Genomic DNA, 19229 nt, shown 5'->3' on the forward strand with positions numbered 1-19229 from the left:
CTTTGTGGCCCAACTGGCCACCGGTTGGACGCTGGGAGGATTTGCGCAAACTTTTTGTAACAGGTTTACGCAAACCATCTGTAGAAGGTGGTTTATGACTATTTGTAGAGTTTTTTTTTGAAGCATGTTCTAGTTCTTGAATCCGTTTTTCTAACTTAGAGAATGTTTCTTCAAATAAAGAAATAACAGCTTCAGGTCCTTTTTTATATGCATCTAAAATGATTTTTCGATCGACCATCCTATTCACCCCCCTGTTTGATATACTCAGTATTTACAAATGGGAGGCATATGAAACTAGTAAAATTAAAAAAAGACACCAAAAGGTGGCTGAGTAGTTACAATTTTACGAGCAAGAAAATACCAACCATTGAAATAACCATAAATAAAAATAAATACGGCCACCCTAACGTATTTGTAATTGCCCCACCAACTAAAGGTCCAATACCAACCGCTAATGCAATAGAAGAACTAATCATTGCTAACGCACCCGGTTTTTTAGCTGGAGCAACTAATTTCGCCACCGCAATCATACTAAGCGCAATAAACGCTGCTCCTCCGCTCGCCTGCACTAGCCTTGCGAAAATGATAATCTCATAAGATTGATTCACAAACCCAACAATAGAACCAGCTACAAATATGATAATAGAAATAATTAATAGCCTTTTTACACTGTAACGATCAGCCAGTTTTCCATATATCATCGAACCGATACCGACGACTAAAGAATACCCTACTACAACCCAACTTACTTTCGATTGACTAATTGATAAATCATTAGCAATATCCTCTAGCGCTACATTAAATAACACAGCGTTCATCGGTCCTAACAAAACAATAAAACATAATGTAAAAACAAACCATTTCGAATGGTTACTTATATCTTTCCCCATGTGTAACACTCTCCTGATTGCAATTTTAAAACTGTCAAACTATAGATAAAAAAATGAAGTTATTTAAATGTTGTATCACCACTAAACAACTTCATTAAATGTATAAATGGTGCTAATTTATCGCGCGATAAATTGAATTCGAAACGAAACACGTATATTGTTCGATATTCATGGAACTATCATAGTTTCAGCATTACAGTTTGTCAACGAAAAACATACAAAGTAAACTAATTTAGTCTTTTTAGTTTACTTTGTTCAAAAGTTATTATACACTAATTTCGAAGCTGATATAAGGAGGACTGGCATGATTATTCAAATTTGCATTTTTTAACTTAATAAAATGAAACGAATACAGAACTTTTATATAGAAGAGACATTATAGGAGGATTATGATGAAGAAAAAAATGTTAGTTGTATTAACAAGCGTAGAAAAATACCCAAATTTAAGTAGGGCTACCGGACTTTGGCTCGGTGAAGCTGTACATTTCGTAAAAAAAGTAGAAGAAGCGGGTTACGAAGTTGATTACGTCAGTCCACAAGGCGGTTATACACCAATTGATCCACATAGTTTAGCAATGGCGGAGAGCATCGATTGGGAATGGTACCAAAAGAAAGAGTTTATGAATCGCCTCGGTTCTACAATGAAACCAAGTGAAGTGAATCCAGAAGACTACGCTGTTATTTATTACGCAGGTGGTCACGGGGTTATTTGGGACTTCCCAGAAAATAAAGAACTTCAAAATATTAGCCGCAATATTTATGAAAACGGCGGTATTGTTTCTTCCGTTTGTCATGGAGCAGCTGGTTTATTTCATATTACATTAAGTAATGGGGATCGTTTAATTAGCGGTAAGAAGGTAACAGGCTTTTCAAATGAAGAAGAAAAATTAGCTGAATTAGATCAATTCGTTCCATTTTTAACAGAAGATGAACTCATTAAAAATGGAGGACTTTACGAAAAAGCTGCACAGCCTTGGGAAGCTTTTGCTCTAGAAGATAATCGTGTTATCACTGGTCAAAACCCAGCTTCAGGTGGTTCAGTAGCCGAATTAGTATTAAAACAGTTGCAAAAATAATATGTACTAAAAAAGCAGATTTCCCTCTACTAAGGGAGATCTGCTTTTTTACGAAATCATTTGCAAAATAGCAATAACTTCTTTTTCAATTTCAGAATCATCAATTGCTTCTATATACTCTGGTTTAAAAAGTTGATACTTCTTTAATTGATAAAAATCAAATATCGCTTTCTTTAAAGTAATATCGTACTGAATACAAAAAGAATGATCTATAATACGTCGTAACATCACATCATCTTGTACCATAAATAATTGTGCATTCATTTTATTAAAATAACCTTGTTCCATACCCGCTTCAAAAAACATTTGCAAATTATGATTACGATTTTGTTGTGCAGCGACTAATTGATCTGACAAATGCGGATATGCTTCTTTCAAATCTTGCAAAAAAACATCCGAAATATATGTCACACATTTTAAAGAGTGGATAAACGTCTTTTGGAAACGTTCTGCAAAAGACATGCTTTCATCTTGATTGTCCGCATCACCTTCGAGTAGATAATTTATAAAATCCTCTACTACCGCCTCAATAATTTCATCTTTCGAAGAAAAACGTTTATATAAAGTAGCTTTACTAATATCCATATATTTCGCAATTTCATCTATTTTCAATTGGCTAAAACTCGTCTTTCTAATAACGGGCTTTATTTTATTAATATAAGTATTTGCACATGCGACTTTTCTCATTTAAAAGAGCCTCCCCTTTTGTCCATACAAAATAGTATAGCAAATTCACGAATGATTATAAATGAAGTTATTATACTCATTATGCTTTTTTAGTTTATTACATTTTCATATACTATACATAAAGAACTAGAATCCATTATCACCAACTGGACAGTTACAAACCAATTTTGAGGGGGGAATTTTAGGATAAAAATACCCACTACCTTTGTTAGTAGCGGGTACTTTTTCTATAATTTATTTACAGCCCTTTTTATAACCTTACCTATTTCCACGCTAGACTGTGGATTTTGCCCTGTAATTAAATGCCCATCTACTACCACATGCGGCGTAAAATTAGGCGCTACATAAAACAAAGCTCCTTCTTCTTTCAACTTACTTTCTAACAAAAACGGAACGCGCTTTTCTAAATGTACAGCTTTTTCTTCATCGTTTGTATAACCTGTTATACGCTTACCGGCAACAAAAAACGAGCTATCCTTATTTTTCACACCGACTAAGGAGCTTACTCCGTGACAAACAGCCGCTACAATCCGGTTATTGTTATACATATTCTCAATCAAATTTGCTACATATGGATTGCCTGGAAAATCTACAATCGCCCCGTGCCCACCACCAAATAAAACCGCATCATAATCCGAGAAATGAACATTTGAAATCGGCCTCGTATTTTGTAATAAAGAAGCTACATGCTTGAATTCGCGAGGTATACCATTCGGAATAGACACTCTATCTATAGGCACTCTCCCGCCTTTTATTGACACAATATCAACATCAAACTTAGCCTTTTTAAATAAATGATAAGGAGCTGCGAGCTCTTCAAGCCACAAACCCGTCGGGTGTCCATTCATATCATGAGCACTTGTTGAAACTAACAGTATCCTTTTCAACATATCCCCTCCTTATTACCTATTTATGTATGGAGTGTTCTTATCATTCATATAGCAAGTGAAGCAAACAAAAAAATAGCCGACTCTTTGTATAAAAGTCGGCTGCTTTCTTATAGTTCGAGCTCTCCCATACGAAGAAGCTCCACAACTGCTTGTGAACGTCCTTTAACCCCTAGCTTTTGCATTGCGTTTGAGATGTGGTTGCGAACTGTCTTTTCACTTATAAAAAGTTCACCTGCAATTTCCTTCGTTGTTTTATCTTGAACCAGTAATTCAAATACTTCTCTTTCTCTCTTTGTGAGTAAAGGTTTAGATTGATACGCTTTTTCCTTCAACTGGTATAACCCTCCTTGCTTAAGCCAGAGCTGTGTATGTGTAAGTTGGGTGTTTATTTAGTCAAGATATTGTATGAACGAAATGTGCAGGTGGTGAATGAAAATGGGCTTTATTTCCTATGTTATTTTAGACTTTTATACAGTGCGTACACTCTTTTTATCCACTTACTTTCCAACGCGCCATATTTGTTCTAGCAATATACTTACAACCGTACCTACAAATAAACCATTACCGAATATATATTGCATAACAGACGGCAAGGATTGGAGTGCTCCAGACGGTAAAAACATAACGCCGCTGCCAAATAATACTGCAACGCCTAAAATCGTTACATTCCTTTCACTCATCGGCACTTGTTTTATATTATTAAATCCAATTCCAATTAACTGTACGAACGAAGCCATTAAAACAGCCGATGCGACAGCAGATGGTAAAGATGCTAAGTAACGAATAATACTTGGAAAAAGAGACATTACGACTAGTAACGCACATGCCATTAAGAACGATTGTATATACTTTTGTTTTGTTAAACGTATAAATCCTGCCGTTGCTGGTAACGGAACGACACCTACAGTTGAAAATACAGAAGAGATGATATGTGAAATCCCCCCAACCCATGTTCCATCTTTCAACTGTTTTTGTTCAATAGTCGCTTTATGAATAGTTGCTTGATTAATTGCTATAATAGCTGCCACCGTATTCGAAACTAAAATACATACCATAACGAAACTTGACACAGCCATACCTGTATTCCATTTCGGAAGTCCCCAAGCAAATATATGTGGAAGTTGCACAAAATGAGTTACTTGAGATGGGATTGTCACTTTTCCTGCAATGAGAAAAATAATCCACCCACTAATTAATCCTATTAAAACTGCATAACTTTTGACAAAGCCTTTTCCGAAATTAGATAGTATAATAACGAACAAAAATATACTAAACGCGATCATTGCTGTAAATCCGTCAATTTGAGAAATAGTAGCTGTAATCCCTAACATTCCTTTTAAAAATACACCACTTAATTGTAAACATAATAAAAGTAAAAACGTCCCTGTCACAAGCGGCGTAAATAAAAATAAAATACGTCCTATAAAACCAGTTACTCCTAATCCTATTAAAATAACACCGGAGATTATCATTCCTAATTCTAAAATTTGCAGTGTACTATGTAATTGATCCTGTCCGGCCGTTGCATAAGCAAGCACGGTAAATACACCAACCCAAGATCCAGCCGGCCCATCCGCAATTGGCAGTCTATGCCCAAGCCAGCCTTGTAAAAAAGAAGATATACCAACTACAAAAAACGTACGCTGCATTAAATAAAATATTTCTTCCGTCGTAAGATGAAATAATCCGCCAACGACAATTGGTAGTGCGATTGAATTTGCTAATAAAAATATAAACCATTGCAAAGTTCCCATAATATGATTTTGGTTATGTTGATTGTCCAAAATTTTCATCCCTTCTAGCTTTCCTATAAAAAATATACTGTAAGAATAAAAAAGAAGAGTTCTAGACTTACCATTAGAACCCCCCTCAAAATATTTAAACGATTCTTCTACACAAGATTATTTAATTCCACCTCATTTAAACTTCCAACAACAATATTTCCTTTATACACGACTAAACGTTTTTCTGTTTGACGCGCTACTGCTTCAGCAGCGCATGTCGCATTTGTCAAAACAAAACTCGCTTCATCCCCTACATTCGGCCATACTCGCTTCCCTTCATTATTTAACGTTTCTTTTCCTCCTGTAATAAAGCGAAGTGCTTTTCCTAAAGACCTTTCGTCACTCCACCCAAAACGCTCTGCTAATCGATTCGCCTTTTGAAGCATATCACCTGTTCCAAACGGTGACCAATGATCTGTAATACTATCATTTCCTAATGAAACCTTAACACCTTTTTTATCTAATAACGGAATTGGGATTACTTGTTTACCAATTGGTACCGTTGAAGTAATATCAATATTTACATTTGCGAGTCTTTCTGCCACTTCTTCAGCCTCTTTATCAGTAACACCACCAAGTCCAAGTGCATGACTAATTGTTACACGACCTTGCCATCCTGCTTCTTCTGTTAAACTTGCCAATCTCTTCATCGTAAATGTTCCAAGATTATTCGCATCATGCAAATGAATATCAACATCCGCATTAAATTCTACTGCGATATCCATAATTGTATGTAATGATTTTTCAATGTCATTATCCACTGTAGCTGGATCTACGCCTCCGACTAGATGAGCACCCATACGCATCGCATCTTTCACGAGTTGCACAGAATTACTGCGCAATAATCCATGTTGCGGAAACGCAACAATTCTACTAGACACTCGATTTTTATATGTTTCTAATGCCGCTAACGTCGCCTCCAAATTACCAAGCCCAATAATTGGATCAACATTACAATGCGTTCTAATATTCGTTGCACCATTTTGCAGTAGTAACTCTAGCATATTTTCCGCTCTATTTTGGGCAGTCGCTAATTGCTTTGGTAAAATTTTTTCTTCTTCATTAAAACGTGTAAAAATACTTTCTGCTGGCATACAAGCTTTCCAAGGACCACTATAATATGTCTTATCAATGTGAATATGCATCTCTTCGAAAGCGGGCAAAATTAATAAACGATTAGCATCAAGAATGAGTACCCCTTCCTCTTGAACAGTCCCTGCTATAATTTTTTTAATTCGTCCCTCTTCAATAAGTAAACTACATAACTCTGTTTCTGTTTTTGAAATTCTCCCCTCTTCATATGTATACCCCGATTCAAGCGTTACATTAGTCAACCAATATACCGTCATCTCTATTTCCCCACCCTTTATTAAAAGTTACCTCTTACTATAACTTTAATATAAACTGAAAATTAAGACAATTAATATGACTGTTCCCTAAAAAAATGTCATACAACCTCATAGTCTCCTCATAGATTTCCATATAGAATAGAAGTATAGAGTTTGCTATAAAAAGGAGTGTATTGGAAGATGTCAAAAAGATTATGTAAATCCGAAACTGATAAAATGCTATTTGGTATATGCGGTGGTTTAGGAGAATATTTTGATATTAGCTCTACTCTCATTCGCATACTTTGGGTCATTGCAGTTTTATGTTTTGGGACGGGGTTTTTAGTTTATTTTATTTTTTTATTACTTATGCCACGCTCTTACTAATAACATTCTTTCATATATTTGAGCATAGTGTATACAAAATCCCCTATAGATTTTTCTATAGGGGATTTTTTCATGAAGAATATTTCATCGTTAAATGTAATACCGCCACTTCTTCTTCTTCATTTTTATAAATATGCTTCTTATTCGCTTCAAATTGAATGGAATCAAACTCATTTAATTCATATACATCATTCTCCACTTGAATAGACACTTTCCCTTTCATTACCGTTACAAGCTCAATCGCACCTTCATGATGAGCTTCTGGTTCATATATACTATTTGATCGTAAACAAGCACGGTGCATTTCCATCCCTGTTTCTTTCGTATAACGGAACATCGTTTCTAAATGCCATGCTTGTCCTACATCTACTGCAAATCCTTCTCCACAGCGCGCAACGGCTACTGGTTCTCCAAAAACCATTAATCTAGATAAAGGAATTGATAACCCTTTCGTTATTTTCCAAATGACAGCTAGCGTCGGATTTGTTTCCCCTCTTTCGATCTTTCCTAATGTTAATTTACTAACTCCTGTTTTATGAGCTAATTCTTCTAAACTTAATTTCTGTTCATTTCGAATTTGTCTCAATAACTGTCCAACTTGTTGAATGACTTCTTTCGTTTGCATATCTTCATTTTCTTTCATATATAAAACCACCTCGAAGTATAAAATAGTTTACTTTTATTCAATTAAAGTATATCATACTATACATAATTATTTATTTTGAAAGGAGTGCTATACTTCATGCGCGCAATTTTATTAGGTCTTTTATCATCGGCCTTTTTTTCTGCAACCTTTATTATTAATAGAGCAATGAATGTATCTGGAACGAGCTGGGCTTGGACAGCTTCCTTCCGTTTTTTATTTGCTCTCCCTATTTTATTCCTTATCGTTTTATTTCGCAAAAACTTTAGGGGATTATGGGAAGAGTTAAAAAAACATCCATTGGCGTGGATCGGATGGGGTTCTGTTGCCGGTATTGGTTTTTATTCTTTATTAAGTTTCGCAGCTGTCTTTTCTCCAGCTTGGCTCGTTGCTGGAACTTGGCAAGTTACGATTTTAGCTGGTTTACTACTATCACCACTATTTTTTGTGAAAATAGAAACAAAATCAGGTACGAAACTTGTACGTGGAAAAATTCCACTTCGTAGCTTATATGTTGCTTTATTTATTTTACTTGGTGTAATTTGTATGCAAGCAACTGCCGCAGGCCATATTACAATGACTCAGTTCATTTCAGGTTTTTTACCTGTCGTATTAGCCGCTTTCTTATATCCGTTCGGTAACCGAAAAATGATGGAGCTTGTTGGCGGACGCCTTGATACGTTCCAACGTGTATTAGGAATGGCAATTGGAAGTCTTCCTATAACAATTTTGCTTGGTGTATACGGATTTTCTACTACGGGTATTCCAACATCTAGCCAAATGCTTCAAGGATTTTTGTTAGCATTATGTTCCGGCGTTATTGCAACGATGACATTTTTCTTTGCTACTGACTTAGCAAAAGATAACCTGGCTTTACTTGGAGCTGTTGAAGCAACACAAGCTGGAACGATGGTCTTTACCGTACTTGGAGAAATTGTTTTCTTGAATGGTTCGTTTCCTGGCGGGCTTTCCCTACTTGGAATGATTATTATTATGTTAGGAATGGTTGCAAATAGTATTTTAAACCGATCTATTCCAGCCGTTAAACAGAAAAAACCAGCATAAAAAAAGAGTATGGTTCTATAGAGATGAACCATACTCTTTTTTATTGTCCCCCTATTTTGCCTTATCAGAATAGTATTTCATTGGCTGTTTATACTAAAACGTATGTTATAATACGTTTCATGCGCATTAATAGGAGGTAAATTATGTTAAAAAAAGCAATCGCTGAATTTATTGGTACCTTTGTACTTGTATTATTCGGAACTGGAGTAGCTGTCACTGGCGGCGGAATCGAAGGAATTGGAACATTAGGAATCGCTATGGCTTTCGGCTTATCTATTGTAGCTATGGCATATAGCATCGGAACAATTTCTGGATGTCACATTAACCCAGCAGTATCAGTAGCTATGTTCATCAACAAACGCATGAACGCTATGGAACTTTGTTATTATGTATTAGCTCAAATTTTAGGTGGTTTATTAGGAACTGCAACGTTAGTAACAATTTTAAAATCTGCTAAAACACCTTTAGATAATTTAGGACAAAATGGTTTCGGAACTCTTGGTTTATCTGGAGCATTTTTAGTTGAGTTCATTTTAACTTTCGTATTTATTTTAGTTATCGTCGCTGTAACAGGTAAAAAAGGAAGTTCTTCTTTAGCTGGACTAGTAATTGGTTTCACATTAGTTTTAATCCACTTATTAGGAATTCCGTTAACTGGAACATCTGTTAACCCAGCTCGTAGTATCGCACCAGCTTTATTTGTTGGTGGAGAAGCACTTTCTCAACTATGGGTATTCATCGTAGCACCAATTCTTGGTGGTATCTTCGCAGCTATCGTAGGTAAATTCATTTTAAATACTGAAAAATAGAATTTTCAATATTTCTGAATAAAAAAAAGCGAGCCCTCATTATGAGGAAGCTCGCTTTTTTATTCTTTCATTTTAGACTTTAAATTTGTAACTAATTGATCTACCGTTACATTTGCAAGCACGTTTTCCATCGCTTCTTGCGCTTGCATTAAAATAATTTCTAATACTGATTGAATATTAGCTCCTACTGGACATTCAATGTTGGGATTTTCATGGAAGGAAAATAGCTGTCCTTCTTCTACAACTTCCACTGCTTTATATACATCAAGTAATGTAATTTCTTCTAAATCTCGAGCAAGTGTCGTACCACCTTTACCAGCTTGTACATCAACAAGTCCTGCTCTCTTCAACATTCCTGTAATGCGACGAATCACAACTGGATTTGTATTCACACTACCGGCAATCCATTCAGAGGTACAGCGAGAGTTTCGATCTATCGCAAGTAATGTCAGCATATGAACACCTACTGTAAAACGACTACTAATCCCCATCTGCACACCCTCCTTTTTATTCATTCTATTAAAAGACGACTCTTATTATTATATACTATTTTTAATTTATACATAAAGAAAAAGCATGATTTCAATAGGAAATCATGCTTTTCTCTCATTATTGACGCTTTATAAATTTCGCTAAATCTTTAAATTTCACTTTATCTGAGTAATTCATTACGCCATTTACGTAAATGCGGCTTGTAACAGCATTTAATATCGCAATTGTCGCCAATAAGACTGCTAATGTTATCGTAATTTCTAGCATACCTGCTTCACCAGCTACAATACGTGAGAAGGTAACCATCGGTGTAAAAAATGGAACGTAAGAACTTACAACAACGATAGTACTATTCGGATCACTTAATGATTTAATACTAATGAAGAATGCAGCCATAATTAAAATCATTATCGGGAAAGATACAGCTTGTAAATCCTCCGTCTTAGACACGACAGCTCCAGCAGCAGCATACATCATTGCATAAAGTAAATATCCCGTAATGAAATAAACAAGAAACATGCTTACAACCTTTGCATCTAATTTCGTAAAGTCAATTGGAATACCCAATAGTGAGGCACTTTCTAAATCGACCCAACCTAACAAATATGGAATAAGATAACCACACGCCAATATGACAAGTTGCAATAAAGCCGTTGAAACAACCGCTAAAATTTTCGCATACATCATCGTAAGAGGTTTCACTTTCGGAAGCATTACTTCCATTACACGTGACGCCTTCTCAGATGCAATATTCATTGCGATTGTATTTCCGAACGCTACAATAAACATATATAAAGCAAATGTAAAGAAATAGGCAATTCCGAAAGAAGATGTACGATCTTTTATCGCTTCTTGCTTTACTTGAATTTCTGTTTGTAATTGCTGTGCAATTTCTGGTGAAACATTATTTTTGGCAATTGTCACCATCGTATATTGTTGCTTTAAATATCCTGCCATAATTGCAGAAGTTGCTTGGCTTGGAAATCCATTATACATATATGTAATCGATGGAGCCCCACCCTTTTCCGTCACATGGAATAGACCATCTAAATCGCCTTCTTCTACTTGCTTATGCAGTTTATCAAAATCATCCTTTGAACCAAGTGTTATTTTTGCTGATGGCAATAGCTTATTTAGCTCATCTTTTTGTACTTTATATGTGGAACTCTCTACTACAACTGCAATTTTATCTTTATCCTTATTTTTATCATCGCCTGAAGTAAAATGATTAAATGCAAAAATCCCAAACACAACTAAAAATAAAATGGCACTCGTAATTAATGATTTTTTAGATAAAAATGCTTCCCTAAAATAAAATGAAAATACGTGAGAAAATTTACGCATCGTTATTTCGCCCTCTCTACAAAGATTTCATTTAACGTCGGCTCTAACATTTTGAATTGTCGTAAGCTAACACCTTGCTCTTGCAACTGTTGCAAAATCTTGAGAGCTTCCGCATCGTCTTGTACTTTCACATAAAGAAGGCCTTGTTGTTTTTCATACGATACATGTATAGCCTCTAATCCCTTTTCATTCTCTACTGTATCTTCAATCGTTAAATTACGGAAACCGTATTCTTTCTTAATATCACTTAGCTGTCCTTTTACGACTGCTTCACCTTTTTTCAAAATACATACATGTTGGCAAAAAGCCTCTACTTGTTCCATACGATGACTTGATAAAATAATCGTCTTTCCGCTCTGTACTTGTTCTTCAATAATACTAGCTAACATCCCGGCGTTAACTGGATCAAGGCCGCTGAATGGTTCATCTAAAATGAGAAGTTCCGGATTATGAAGAAGAGCAGCAATTAATTGGATTTTTTGCTGATTCCCTTTTGAAAGCTCTCCAGCCGTTTTAAATTTATATTCTGGTATCGCTAAACGCTCTAACCAATGATCAATAGCTTGATCTACTTCTTTCTTCGACATTCCTTCTAATCTACCAAAATATCGCAACTGATCTATTACTCTACTTTTTGTATATAAACCTCTTTCTTCTGGTAAATACCCAATTGTTACGCCACTATCCCCAAATGCTTTTCCATCCCACGTAATCGTACCTTCATTAGGCGTTAATAATCCGAGAAGCATTTTGATTGTTGTTGTTTTCCCTGCACCATTTCGTCCAAGTAATCCTAGTACTTCACCTTTTGGTAACGAAATTTGCAAACCGTTAACTGCTTTTGATTCCCCAAATTGTTTCGTTAAGTTTTGAATTTGTAAACTCAAAGTATAAAGCCTCCCCTTTAGTATCATTCGTACTCTCTTTCAAAGACTATGTTTATTCAAGAAAAAATATAGCACTACACTTCATCCTCTTATATGTAAACACCGTCATTAATCCATCATTTGTTCTATTTAGTTAAAATTGTAAATAACAAAACCCTTTTTGTCAATTATAATTGTCATTACGACAATAAAACTTGTCAAAATAACTATTATTATTTTGCTCATCTTTCTAATATAGGACATACTACTATATATACAAAAGACAATATGCAAATGTTCATATAAAAATATTATATTTTAATATATAATATAAAATGATTTTCTAACATCAAGGAGGATACATATGAAGATGAAGAGGGGCATTACCACTCTATTATCTGTAGCGGTTCTATCTACATCACTTGTAGCATGTTCAGGAACACCAGAGAAAACAGTGGCGAAAGAAGAGAAAGTAAAATTAACAGAACAGCAATTAATGGCTGATTTATGGTATCAAACAGCTGGCGAAACGAAAGCACTTTACTACCAAGGGTACAATATCGGTCAATTAAAGCTTGATGCAGTTCTTGCAAAAGGGACAGAGAAAAAACCTGCTATCGTACTTGATTTAGACGAAACTGTTTTAGATAACAGTCCTCATCAAGCAATGAGCGTAAAAACAGGCAAAGGCTATCCTTACAAATGGGATGATTGGATTAATAAAGCTGAGGCTGAAGCCCTTCCAGGCGCAATTGATTTCTTAAAATATACAGAGTCTAAAGGTGTAGATATTTACTACATCTCAAATCGTAAAACGAACCAACTAGATGCAACAATTAAAAATCTTGAGCGTGTAGGTGCTCCTCAAGCAACGAAAGAACATATATTACTACAAGATCCGAAAGAAAAAGGAAAAGAAAAACGCCGTGAACTCGTTTCTCAAACCCATGATATTGTCTTATTCTTCGGTGATAACTTATCTGATTTCACAGGTTTTGATGGAAAATCTGTAAAAGATCGTAACCAAACAGTAGAAGATTCAAAAGCACAATTTGGTGAGAAATTCATTATTTTCCCGAATCCAATGTATGGCGATTGGGAAGGCGCTTTATATGATTATGATTTCAAAAAATCAGATGCAGAAAAAGATAAAATCCGTCGCGACAACTTAAAATCATTTGAAGTAAAATAAAAGAGGATGGCATTCGCCATCCTCTTTATTTTACTTTCTCTGTTAAAGGCAAGATAAACACTTCCACACGTCTATTCTTTGCCTTTCCTTCTTGTGTATCGTTTGGAGCAATTGAACGGTATTCTCCGTATCCAATCGCACTAAATTTTTCTGGTTGTAATTCTTTATTTTGCAGTAATACTTGCATAAAATTAACTGCCCGCTGCGTACTTAATTCCCAATTCGACGCAAACTGCGCATTGGCAATAGGGACATTATCCGTATGACCCGATACTGTAATTTCACGAGGTGACGCTGAAACAAGTAAGCTAGACATCTCTTTCGCAATCCCTAAAGATTCTAATTTCACATCTGCTTTCCCCGAATCAAACAGTATATTTTCTAATATTGTCACCATTAATCCCTTTTCAGTTAATTTAGTTTGAAAAGAAGAGGATAATTGTTTTTCATTAATATATTGATCAATCTTTTTTTGTAATGCTTTCAATTCATCCATCTCTTTTTTTTCTTTAGCTCTAGCTTCTTCTTGTTTTTTTGCTTGTTCTGCCTCAAGGCTACTTGCTGATAATTCTTTTTCCTCATTTGGCTTTTGATCACTTAAAAATTCTTTGTTACCTGTTCCCCCAGCTAATTCACTTCGAAAAGCAACTGCCATCTGTTTAAACTTCGCAGCATCTATACTACTCATTGCGAATAAAACGATAAACAATGCAAATAACAACGTTAACATATCAGAATATGGAATTAACCACGTTTCATCGATATGCTCATCATGTTTTTTCTTTTTGCCTCTTCTATTTTTCTTACTCCGCATTTTTTTCTGCTCCTTTTTCTAGCTTTTTACGCTCAGTTGCAGAAAGTGCACCTAAAATGCGGTTCTTCATAATAAACGGATATGTACCTTCTTGTAGCATTAATAAACAATCAATGATTAAACGTTTTTTCTCAATTTCAGCTGAAGATTTTTGCTTTAACTTATTTGCAAATGGATGCCATAATACATAACCTGAAAAAATACCAAAAATCGTTGCAATAAACGCACCCGAAATAGCATGACCTAACTTTTCAATATCAGTTAAGTTACCAAGCGCAGCTACAAGACCGATAACAGCACCTAAAACTCCTAATGTCGGTGCATACGTACCAGCTTGTGAAAAAATAGCAGCTCCCTTTGCATGTCTTTCTTCAATTGCCTCTAATTCAGATTCCAAAATCTGCTCTAAATCTTCTGCGGATACGCCATCAATCACAAATTTCATACCGCGCAAAAGAAATTCATCTTGAATTTTGTCTAATTGTTGCTCTAAAGACAAAATACCGTATTTTCTACTTTCAGATGTCCAATGAACAAATAATTCTAGCAACTGTTCATAACTTAAATCCTTTTTATTTGAACCAAAAAGAACTTTAAATAGTTTTGGAACCCTTTTTAGTTGATTCATCGGAAATGCAATACATACTGCAGCAAATGTACCGATAAAAATAATTAATGCTGCGGCAGGATTTAATAAGGCTGTTACGTCAGCGCCCTTGACGACCATCCCTACTACCACTGCTAAAAATCCTAAAACAAGTCCAATAATTGTTGCAAAATCCATTCCCATTCACTCCTAGTCTATACAAGAAGTTCTTTATTCTCGATAATCGCTACATCTTCTTATGTATATATATTACATAAAAAATGCAATTCATGAAAGATAAGAAATGAATTATATAAAAAAATACTACAAATTCACACATTTTCTGACATTTTCTTTGCATTTCTATTACGTTATGACTCTTATATTCCTTTTCCAACAAACTAGACTTATAATAAAAAAACGATACACATTTTATTAAGAAGGGACTGTGATTACAAGGCATTATGAAAAAGATAATAATTATTTCTGCCACTACTATTGTAATCGGTATCACATCTTTCACTTACTTTGGTTCTAAATCACCACTACATAATGAAGCGAAAGCTGTCGAAAGTCAAAAACATACTAACCACCCAAAAGAAGAGATTCCTGCTTTTCCAAAAGCTGATCATAATGCAAAGAAAATAGACAATAACTTTTCAGTTGTAACAAATCCAAAATCTAATCTTGTCTTAATTAATAAACATCGAAAACTACCAGATGGATACATTCCTGAAGACTTAACGAGACCAAACGTACCATTTGCTAGTCCAAAAGATAAAGAAAAAACATTGCTACGCAAAGATGCTGCAGAGGCACTTGAAAACATGTTCAAAGCTGCGAAAAAAGAAGGGCTTGATCTTACAGCTGTATCTGGTTATCGTTCATACAAACGCCAAAAATCGTTGCATGATACATACGTTAGGCGTCAAGGAAAAGCTGAGGCTAATTCAGTAAGCGCAATTCCTGGTACGAGTGAACACCAAACGGGTTTAGCAATGGATATTAGTTCAAAAACAGCTAAATTTCAATTAGAGCCTATTTTCGGGGAGACAGCAGAAGGAAAATGGGTCGCGGAACACGCTCATGAATTCGGCTTTGTCATTCGTTACTTAGAAGATAAAACAGATACAACAGAATATGCATATGAACCATGGCACTTACGCTACGTTGGTAATCCATACGCTACATACCTATATAAACATCACTTAACATTAGAAGAAGCGATGGAAGACAAAAAATAAGAGAGCAAATTGCTCTCTTATTTTTCTTTCACTCTATCATTGTAGTAATTTCTTCTTCCATTCTTCAGGCCATGGTTCGCCTCTTCCTGTTTTTTTCGACGCTTGAACCATCATTCCACGACCTACTAAACAAACCTCTCCTTCTGCATTCTTCACCATATAATGTAGATCTAAAGAAGAGTTCCCAACCGATCCTGCCTTTACATACACCTTCAACTGTTCATCAAAATATATTTGCTTAATAAAATTACATTGTAAATCCGCAACAACGATCATCGTTTCTGATGATGCATGTGTCCACTCTTGCATAAATCCAAGTTCTTTAAACAACGCGATACGAGCTTCTTCAAAATAAGTAAAAGCAACGACATTATTTACATGTCCAAACATATCTACTTCACCAAAACGAACCTTTACAGGATTGTAAAATGAAAAACCACTTTCCCATTTCTCGAAGTCTTCAATATAAGAAATTCTCTTCAACGCTATCTCCCCTTCCTGCCAAAAAAAACAGAATAAACTGAAAAATGAAGTTATAAATATTGCCCCTTCAAGATGAAGAGGCAATATTTATTAATAGTTATTATCGCTACCAAAGAAATCTTTGAACGATTGAATTGTTGTATCACGGTTTAATGCCGCAATTGAAGTTGTTAAAGGAATACCCTTCGGACATGATTGCACACAGTTTTGAGAGTTACCACAGTTTGCTAGTCCTCCATCTCCCATAATTGCACGTAAGCGATCTGCTTTATGCATTTCACCCGTTGGATGTGAGTTGAATAAACGAGCTTGTGATAACGGCGCTGGTCCAATAAAGTCAGACTTACTGTTTACGTTTGGACATGATTCTAAGCAAACACCACATGTCATACATTTTGAAAGCTCATAAGCCCATTGACGCTTTTTCTCAGGCATTCTTGGTCCTGGACCTAAGTCATACGTACCATCAATTGGAATCCAAGCTTTAACGCGTTTTAGAGCATTAAACATGCGACTGCGATCAACTTGTAAATCACGTACAACTGGGAATGTCTTCATCGGCTTTAAGCGAATTGGCTGTTCTAATTGGTCAATAAGAGCCGTACATGATTGACGTGGCTTTCCGTTAATAACCATCGAACATGCACCGCATACTTCCTCTAAGCAGTTCATATCCCATGCGATCGGAGTTGTTTGGTTTCCTTTTGAATCAACAGGATTACGACGAATTTCCATAAGCGCCGAAATAATATTCATATTAGGACGATATGGAATTTCAAACTCTTGGTCAAACTCTTGTGCATCTGGTCCATCTTGTCTCGTAATGATGAGGCGGATTGTTTTCTCAGACATGTTGTTTATCCCCCTTCTCTTCACCCTTAGCAGCTACATCATGTTTTGAAGAATAATCACGTTTACGTGGTTTAATTAATGAAACATCAACGTCTTCGTAATGGAATGCTGGTGCATTTCCTTCTCCTTCAAATTTTGCCATAGTAGTTTTTAAGAAGTTTGCATCATCACGATTTGGGAATTCAGGTTTGTAATGCGCCCCGCGGCTCTCATTACGGTTATATGCGCCAATTGTAATAACACGTGCTAACTCAAACATATTTGCAAGTTGACGTGTAAATGAAGCACCTTGGTTACTCCATCTCGCTGTATCGTTAATGTTAATACGTTTGTAACGATCCATTAACTCTTCAATTTTCGCATCTGTTTCTAATAACTTTTTATTTTCACGAACTACTGTAACGTTATCTGTCATCCATTCTCCAAGCTCTTTATGAAGAACATATGCATTTTCATTACCATCCATCGTTAAAATATTGTTAAATTTCTCTGTTTCGATTAATTCATTTTGCTCATATACAGTAGATGAAACAGCATCTGATGATTTAGAAAGACCTTTCATATATTCAATTGCGTTTGGTCCTGCTACCATACCACCGTAAATTGCTGATAATAGTGAGTTTGCACCAAGGCGGTTACCACCGTGCATAGAATAATCACACTCACCTGCTGCAAATAAACCTGGAATACTAGTCATTTGCTTATAGTCAACCCATAGTCCACCCATTGAATAGTGAACAGCTGGGAAGATTTTCATTGGTAGTTTACGAGGATCATCCCCTGTAAATTTCTCATAGATTTCAATAATTCCACCAAGTTTAATATCTAGTTCTTTCGGATCTTTATGAGAAAGATCTAAGTACACCATGTTTTCACCGTTAATACCTAGTTTTTGCTCTACGCAAACATCAAAGATTTCACGCGTTGCGATATCACGAGGTACAAGGTTTCCGTAAGCCGGATATTTTTCTTCTAAGAAGTACCATGGTTTACCATCTTTATATGTCCAAACACGTCCACCTTCACCACGTGCAGATTCACTCATAAGACGTAATTTATCGTCTCCAGGAATTGCCGTTGGGTGAATTTGAATGAACTCACCATTTGCATAATATGCACCTTGTTGATATACAGCAGAAGCTGCTGTACCTGTATTAATAATGGAGTTTGTTGATTTTCCGAAAATGATACCAGGGCCCCCTGTTGCCATAATCACGGCATCAGCTCCGAAACTTTTAATCTCCATAGTTTGTAAGTCTTGTGCAACGATTCCTCGGCACACACCTTCATCATCAACAACAGCTCGTAAGAAATCCCAGCCTTCATATTTCGTTACAAGTCCTGCTACTTCGTGACGACGTACTTGCTCATCTAATGCGTAAAGTAATTGCTGTCCAGTTGTTGCACCAGCAAATGCTGTACGGTGATGTTGCGTTCCACCAAATCGACGGAAATCAAGAAGTCCTTCTTCCGTACGGTTGAACATAACACCCATACGGTCCATTAAATGAATGATACCAGGTGCTGCTTCACACATTGCTTTAACTGGTGGTTGGTTCGCTAAGAAGTCCCCACCATAAATTGTATCGTCAAAGTGGATCCATGGAGAATCCCCTTCACCTTTCGTATTTACGGCACCGTTAATTCCGCCCTGAGCACATACAGAATGTGAACGTTTTACTGGTACTAAAGAAAACAGTTCAACATTTACTCCTGCTTCTGCCGCTTTAATCGTTGCCATTAAGCCAGCCAAGCCACCGCCGACTACTATAAGTTTCCCTTTCATGCTCTCCCACT

General features: G+C 35.9%; 21 protein-coding genes and 1 pseudogene. 6 read left to right on the plus strand and 16 right to left on the minus strand.

Going from position 1 to position 19229, the window contains the following annotated elements:
- Together ATL10_RS15495 and ATL10_RS15500 are read right to left on the minus strand one after the other, a co-directional pair.
- Positions 1–238 (minus strand): DUF6444 domain-containing protein (locus tag ATL10_RS15495; protein ID WP_258375777.1); only part of this gene is annotated, 238 nt, incomplete at its 3' end.
- A 103-nt stretch (positions 239–341) separates the two neighbouring features.
- Positions 342–890, minus strand: a pseudogene (locus ATL10_RS15500) (MFS transporter); the annotation flags it as partial.
- A 392-nt stretch (positions 891–1282) separates the two neighbouring features.
- Here ATL10_RS15500 and ATL10_RS15505 point away from each other — a divergent pair.
- Complete coding sequence (locus tag ATL10_RS15505; RefSeq protein WP_000728528.1) at positions 1283–1966, plus strand: type 1 glutamine amidotransferase domain-containing protein; 684 nt, start codon at positions 1283–1285, stop codon at positions 1964–1966.
- A gap of 48 nt (positions 1967–2014) precedes the next feature.
- Here the strand turns inward: ATL10_RS15505 and ATL10_RS15510 are convergent, their stop codons facing one another.
- The 5 genes from ATL10_RS15510 to ATL10_RS15530 all read right to left on the minus strand — a co-directional run bounded on the left by ATL10_RS15510 (position 2015) and on the right by ATL10_RS15530 (position 6676).
- Positions 2015–2653, minus strand: a complete 639-nt coding sequence (locus ATL10_RS15510; RefSeq protein WP_065229399.1) for a TetR/AcrR family transcriptional regulator — start codon at positions 2651–2653, stop codon at positions 2015–2017.
- Positions 2654–2880: 227 nt separating this feature from the next.
- Positions 2881–3543, minus strand: a complete 663-nt coding sequence (locus ATL10_RS15515; RefSeq protein ID WP_086422834.1) for a type 1 glutamine amidotransferase domain-containing protein — start codon at positions 3541–3543, stop codon at positions 2881–2883.
- Between the two features lie 107 nt (positions 3544–3650).
- The gene (gene gerE, locus ATL10_RS15520) at positions 3651–3875 is read right to left on the minus strand and encodes a spore germination transcription factor GerE (protein WP_000659484.1); all 225 of its coding nucleotides are present in this window, start codon (positions 3873–3875) and stop codon (positions 3651–3653) included.
- Between the two features lie 165 nt (positions 3876–4040).
- Positions 4041–5336: a purine/pyrimidine permease gene (locus ATL10_RS15525; protein ID WP_098236045.1), complete on the minus strand. Its 1296-nt coding sequence runs from the start codon at positions 5334–5336 to the stop codon at positions 4041–4043.
- Positions 5337–5434: 98 nt separating this feature from the next.
- The gene (locus ATL10_RS15530) at positions 5435–6676 is read right to left on the minus strand and encodes an amidohydrolase family protein (RefSeq protein WP_000219588.1); all 1242 of its coding nucleotides are present in this window, start codon (positions 6674–6676) and stop codon (positions 5435–5437) included.
- A 180-nt stretch (positions 6677–6856) separates the two neighbouring features.
- Between ATL10_RS15530 and ATL10_RS15535 the strand changes: the two genes are divergently transcribed.
- Positions 6857–7042, plus strand: a complete 186-nt coding sequence (locus ATL10_RS15535) for a PspC domain-containing protein (protein ID WP_097925187.1) — start codon at positions 6857–6859, stop codon at positions 7040–7042.
- 70 nt (positions 7043–7112) lie between these two features.
- Here ATL10_RS15535 and ATL10_RS15540 read toward each other — a convergent pair whose 3' ends face one another.
- A complete protein-coding gene (locus tag ATL10_RS15540; RefSeq protein ID WP_000661921.1) occupies positions 7113–7685 on the minus strand; it encodes a helix-turn-helix domain-containing protein in 573 nt (190 codons plus the stop codon).
- A gap of 99 nt (positions 7686–7784) precedes the next feature.
- Here ATL10_RS15540 and ATL10_RS15545 point away from each other — a divergent pair, with 99 nt between their 5' ends.
- Positions 7785–8750, plus strand: coding sequence for a DMT family transporter (locus ATL10_RS15545; protein ID WP_090976979.1), 966 nt, complete (start codon positions 7785–7787; stop codon positions 8748–8750).
- 143 nt (positions 8751–8893) lie between these two features.
- Complete coding sequence (locus ATL10_RS15550; protein ID WP_000913213.1) at positions 8894–9559, plus strand: aquaporin; 666 nt, start codon at positions 8894–8896, stop codon at positions 9557–9559.
- Positions 9560–9618: 59 nt separating this feature from the next.
- On the opposite strand, the gene ATL10_RS15555 is transcribed toward ATL10_RS15550, so the two are convergent.
- From ATL10_RS15555 to ATL10_RS15565, 3 genes are all read right to left on the minus strand, one after another.
- Entirely contained in the window at positions 9619–10050 is a 432-nt protein-coding gene (locus ATL10_RS15555; RefSeq protein ID WP_000512998.1) for an Rrf2 family transcriptional regulator, read from the minus strand.
- 118 nt (positions 10051–10168) lie between these two features.
- Complete coding sequence (locus tag ATL10_RS15560) at positions 10169–11395, minus strand: ABC transporter permease (protein ID WP_023523128.1); 1227 nt, start codon at positions 11393–11395, stop codon at positions 10169–10171.
- Positions 11396–11397: 2 nt separating this feature from the next.
- On the minus strand, positions 11398–12282 hold the full coding sequence (locus ATL10_RS15565) for an ABC transporter ATP-binding protein (protein ID WP_000058130.1): 885 nt from the start codon (positions 12280–12282) through the stop codon (positions 11398–11400).
- Positions 12283–12625: 343 nt separating this feature from the next.
- Between ATL10_RS15565 and ATL10_RS15570 the strand changes: the two genes are divergently transcribed.
- Entirely contained in the window at positions 12626–13453 is an 828-nt protein-coding gene (locus ATL10_RS15570) for a 5'-nucleotidase, lipoprotein e(P4) family (protein WP_000782771.1), read from the plus strand.
- Positions 13454–13478: 25 nt separating this feature from the next.
- Here the strand turns inward: ATL10_RS15570 and motB are convergent, their stop codons facing one another.
- On the minus strand, positions 13479–14267 hold the full coding sequence (gene motB, locus ATL10_RS15575) for a flagellar motor protein MotB (RefSeq protein ID WP_001256741.1): 789 nt from the start codon (positions 14265–14267) through the stop codon (positions 13479–13481).
- Complete coding sequence (gene motA, locus ATL10_RS15580; protein ID WP_000344862.1) at positions 14257–15051, minus strand: flagellar motor stator protein MotA; 795 nt, start codon at positions 15049–15051, stop codon at positions 14257–14259. Before motA ends, motB begins: the two co-directional genes overlap by 11 nt.
- Positions 15052–15317: 266 nt before the next feature.
- Between motA and ATL10_RS15590 the strand changes: the two genes are divergently transcribed.
- On the plus strand, positions 15318–16097 hold the full coding sequence (locus tag ATL10_RS15590) for a M15 family metallopeptidase (RefSeq protein ID WP_000720211.1): 780 nt from the start codon (positions 15318–15320) through the stop codon (positions 16095–16097).
- A 36-nt stretch (positions 16098–16133) separates the two neighbouring features.
- On the opposite strand, the gene ATL10_RS15595 is transcribed toward ATL10_RS15590, so the two are convergent.
- The 3 genes from ATL10_RS15595 to sdhA form a co-directional block, all read right to left on the minus strand.
- A complete protein-coding gene (locus tag ATL10_RS15595) occupies positions 16134–16580 on the minus strand; it encodes an acyl-CoA thioesterase (RefSeq protein WP_000822727.1) in 447 nt (148 codons plus the stop codon).
- 90 nt (positions 16581–16670) lie between these two features.
- The gene (gene sdhB, locus ATL10_RS15600) at positions 16671–17432 is read right to left on the minus strand and encodes a succinate dehydrogenase iron-sulfur subunit (RefSeq protein WP_001291830.1); all 762 of its coding nucleotides are present in this window, start codon (positions 17430–17432) and stop codon (positions 16671–16673) included.
- A complete protein-coding gene (gene sdhA / locus ATL10_RS15605; protein WP_000676743.1) occupies positions 17425–19218 on the minus strand; it encodes a succinate dehydrogenase flavoprotein subunit in 1794 nt (597 codons plus the stop codon). The genes sdhB and sdhA overlap by 8 nt, the downstream gene beginning before the upstream one ends.
- Positions 19219–19229: the final 11 nt, after the last annotated feature.

Source organism: Bacillus sp. 196mf (genome assembly GCF_003217275.1).
Lineage (GTDB): Bacteria > Bacillota > Bacilli > Bacillales > Bacillaceae_G > Bacillus_A > Bacillus_A thuringiensis_S.